At 73.2% G+C, this 3,418-nt stretch carries 5 protein-coding genes and 1 pseudogene; 3 read left to right on the top strand and 3 right to left on the bottom strand.

Features of this window, described 5'->3' with window-relative positions:
* Positions 1-39: 39 nt before the first annotated feature.
* Positions 40-300 carry a Prokaryotic metallothionein gene (locus tag ACWEVO_RS32985; RefSeq protein ID WP_452311346.1) on the bottom strand — a complete coding sequence of 87 codons (261 nt, stop codon included), beginning with the start codon at positions 298-300 and terminating at the stop codon, positions 40-42.
* Between the two features lie 156 nt (positions 301-456).
* Between ACWEVO_RS32985 and ACWEVO_RS32980 the strand changes: the two genes are divergently transcribed.
* Positions 457-732: an isoamylase early set domain-containing protein gene (locus ACWEVO_RS32980; RefSeq protein ID WP_452311345.1), complete on the top strand. Its 276-nt coding sequence runs from the start codon at positions 457-459 to the stop codon at positions 730-732.
* Between the two features lie 19 nt (positions 733-751).
* Here ACWEVO_RS32980 and msrB read toward each other — a convergent pair whose 3' ends face one another.
* Entirely contained in the window at positions 752-1,162 is a 411-nt protein-coding gene (msrB, locus tag ACWEVO_RS32975) for a peptide-methionine (R)-S-oxide reductase MsrB (RefSeq protein ID WP_452311344.1), read from the bottom strand.
* 47 nt (positions 1,163-1,209) lie between these two features.
* Here msrB and ligD point away from each other — a divergent pair, with 47 nt between their 5' ends.
* The gene (gene ligD, locus ACWEVO_RS32970) at positions 1,210-2,238 is read left to right on the top strand and encodes a non-homologous end-joining DNA ligase (RefSeq protein ID WP_452311343.1); all 1,029 of its coding nucleotides are present in this window, start codon (positions 1,210-1,212) and stop codon (positions 2,236-2,238) included.
* A gap of 110 nt (positions 2,239-2,348) precedes the next feature.
* On the top strand, positions 2,349-3,356 hold the full coding sequence (locus tag ACWEVO_RS32965) for a hypothetical protein (protein ID WP_452311342.1): 1,008 nt from the start codon (positions 2,349-2,351) through the stop codon (positions 3,354-3,356).
* Here ACWEVO_RS32965 and ACWEVO_RS32960 read toward each other — a convergent pair.
* Positions 3,325-3,418: pseudogene (locus tag ACWEVO_RS32960) on the bottom strand (DUF3050 domain-containing protein); the annotation flags it as partial. The gene ACWEVO_RS32965 and the pseudogene ACWEVO_RS32960 overlap by 32 nt on opposite strands.

Genomic DNA, 3,418 nt, shown 5'->3' with positions numbered 1-3,418 from the left:
GCACGCCGAGCGCTGGCGCCACCGCGCCCGGCCGCGGCGTCAGGCCGGGCGGGCGCCGACCGCGTCGCGGACCTCCGCGCCCTGGTCGCCCTCGACCGCACGGGCGCAGTGCGCGCAGCAGAAGAAGCGGCCGGAGACCTCGACACCGTGGCCGACGATCTTCGTCTGGCAGTGTTCGCAGATCGGCGCCATCCGGTTGATGGCGCACTCGAAGGAGTCGAACGTGTGCGTGTCACCGCTGACCGTGCGCACCTCGAACGACATCCAGTAGTCGTTGCCGCAGACCTCACAGGTTGCCATACGAAACCCCCCGAAAACGGACCCGTCATCCCAGGGTCGGGGAGCGGACACATCGAGGCAACCGAAACCGGCGAACCTGATCCGGCTCGACGGCGAGTCGCCTCCGGCGTGTCGTGCGTTAGGCCTGGTGAACGCCCTCGAACCCCGGAGGACCCCGTGATCAAGCGCAGCAAGCTCTTCGGCAACCAGACCCGGGTCACCTTCTGCCTGCCCCGGGACACCCCGCCCGGCACGGTGAGCGTGGTCGGCTGCTTCAACGACTGGCAGCCCGGCCGGCACGAGCTGGTGACCCGGCGGGACGGCACCCGGACCGTGACCGTCCGGCTGGCGCCGGGCGAGTACCGGTTCCGCTACCTGGCCACCGGTGGGGTGTGGCTGGACGACGACGGCGCGGACGCGATCGACGAGCAGGGCAGCCGACTGCTGCTCTGACCGCCGCCGGCGGTCCCGGTCAGCCCTGCTTCGGCTCCAGCCGGATGGAGATCGAGTTCACGCAGTGCCGGGTGTCCTTCGGGGTGAAGCCCTCACCCTCGAAGACGTGCCCCAGATGGCTGTCGCAGCGGGCACACCGGATCTCCGTACGCCGCATGCCGAGGGTGTTGTCGGGGATCTCCTTCACCGCGCCCGGGATGGCGTCGTCGAAGCTCGGCCAGCCGCAGTGCGAGTCGAACTTGTCGTCGCTGCGGAACAGTTCCGCCCCGCAGGCCCGGCAGTGGTAGACGCCGGGGGTCTTGGTGTCGACGTACTCGCCGGTCCACGGCCGCTCGGTGCCGGCCTCGCGGAGCACCCGGAACTCCTCGGGGCTCAGCCGGACCCGCCACTCTTCCTCGGTACGGGGCAGTTCGCTCTCGGAAAGACTCACCGGTCAACGGTACGCCGCGCGTCGGTGGCATCGCATAAGGTCGCGCCATGGCTGGCAGCAAGGCCGCGGCCGAGGAGATCGAGGTCGCCGGGCAGACCGTACGGCTCAGCAGCCCGGACCGGGTGATCTTCCCGCAGCGCGGCTTCACCAAGGCGGACGTCTTCCACTACTACCTCTCCGTGGGCGAGGGGATCACGCGCGCGCTGCGGGACCGGCCCACCACCCTGCAGCGCTTCCCGGAGGGCATCGAGGGAGAGATGTTCTTCCAGAAGCGGGTGCCGACCCGCGGCGTGCCGCCCTGGATCCGCACCGCGGAGATCGCCTTCCCGAGCGGACGCAAGGCCGCCGAGCTCTGTCCCGCCGACCTGGCGCACGTGGCCTGGGCGGCCCAGATGGGCACCGTGGTGTTCCACCCGTGGCCGGTCCGGGCCGCCGACGTCGACCGCCCCGACGAGCTGCGGATCGACCTGGACCCGCAGCCGGGCACCGACTTCACCCACGCGGTGACCGCCGCCGGGGAGCTCCGGGCCCTCCTGGACGAGCTGGGCGCGACCGGCTGGCCGAAGACCTCCGGTGGCCGAGGGGTGCACGTCTACCTGCGCATCCACCCCCGCTGGACGTTCGTCGAGGTACGCCGGGCCACCATCGCGCTGGCCCGGGAGCTGGCCCGCCGCCGCCCTGAGCTGGTCACCACCGCGTGGTGGAAGGAGGAGCGCGGCAGCCGGGTCTTCGTCGACTTCAACCAGATGGCCCGGGACCGGACCATCGCCTGCGCGTACTCGCTGCGGGCCAACGCGCGGGCCACCGTCTCCACCCCGGTCGACTGGGACGAACTGACGGAGGTGGACCCGGACGACTTCCACCTCGGCAGCGTGCCGGCCCGCTTCGCCGAGCGGGGCGACCCGCACGCCGGCATCGACGACGCCCCGTGGGACATCACCCCGCTGCTGGAGTGGGCCGAGCGGGACGCGGCGGCCGGCGAGGGCGACCTGCCGTACCCGCCCGAATATCCCAAGATGCCGGGCGAGCCGAAGCGGGTGCAGCCCTCCAAGGACCGGGACCGCCCCCGCGCCTGACCTCAGCGCCCAACGGCCTCGGTAACGATCATGTAACGGGCGCGAACCTTTCCCGCCCCTCGGGTGGTCTCCCTGGACATCGCCCCGTCCGGGGCAGGGGAGGACGTCGGATGAAGCTGGTGTGGAGGCGGGCCGTCGAGGCGCGCGGGCTACTGCTCGCGGCCGCGGTCGCGGCCCTGGTGGCGGTCGGGCTGGTCACCGGGCTCTCCGACTACAACCGCCGGGCCGTCGACGCCGGCCAGCGCGCCGTGCTCGAAGCCGCCCCGGCCGAGGAGCGCAGCCTGCTGGTCAGCGGCTCCGGCGGCAAGGACGCCGCCGCGTACGCCGACCGGGACCGGGCGGTCCGCGCCCAGTTCACCGACGGGCTGGAGGGTGTGGCGGTCACCGTCGCCGCCGCCCGCTACGGCACCGGGCGGGAACTGACGGGCGACCTCGGCGACGCCCGGGTCGGTGACGACCCGATGTTCGCCAACCTCGCCACGCTGACCGACCTGCCCGCGCACGCCGAACTCACCGCCGGGTCCTGGCCCAGCCCGGGGGCGAGTCCGTTGCAGGTGACCCTGCCCGAGAAGGCCGCCGGCCAACTGCGGCTGCGGGTCGGGGACCGGGTGCCGCTCTACGACCGCAGCGCCGAGCGGGCCGGCGCCGTCGTGCTCGCCGGCACCTGGCGACCTCGCGACCCGGGGGACGCGTACTGGCGGCTCGCCCCGGGCGTGGGGACCAGCCAGGGGACCGGCGCCGTCACCTCGTACGGTCCGTTCGCGCTGGACCCGACCGACTTCGCGGCCACCTTCACCGGCTCCACCTCGGCGGCCTGGCTGGTCGCCCCCGACCTCGCCGCGGTGCCGCCGAGCCGGCTCACCGCGCTCAACGCGGCCCTGGACACCGTCGCGGCGAAGCTTCCCGACGCGACCGGCCTCGGCTCCTCCGCCGCCACCGCCAGCAACCTGGACCGGCTCGCCGACCGGCTCGGCCGCGCCGACCTGGTCGGCCGGTCCGCCCTGCTGACCCCACTGCTGCTGATCGTGGTCCTCGGCGGGTACGCCCTGGTGCTGGTGGCCGCGCTGCTCAACGAGGACCGGCGGGCATGCCCCGCACGTAGAGCTCGAAGTGGCTGATGTAGCCGTCGCCCAGCTCGTCGCTCTCCTCCACCATGACGATGTCGTTGATCAGGCGGCGG

This window comes from Micromonospora sp. NPDC003776, assembly GCF_053605645.1.
The sequence above is the reverse complement of the archived record's forward strand: the minus strand, read 5'-3'. Positions and strand labels throughout refer to the sequence as shown.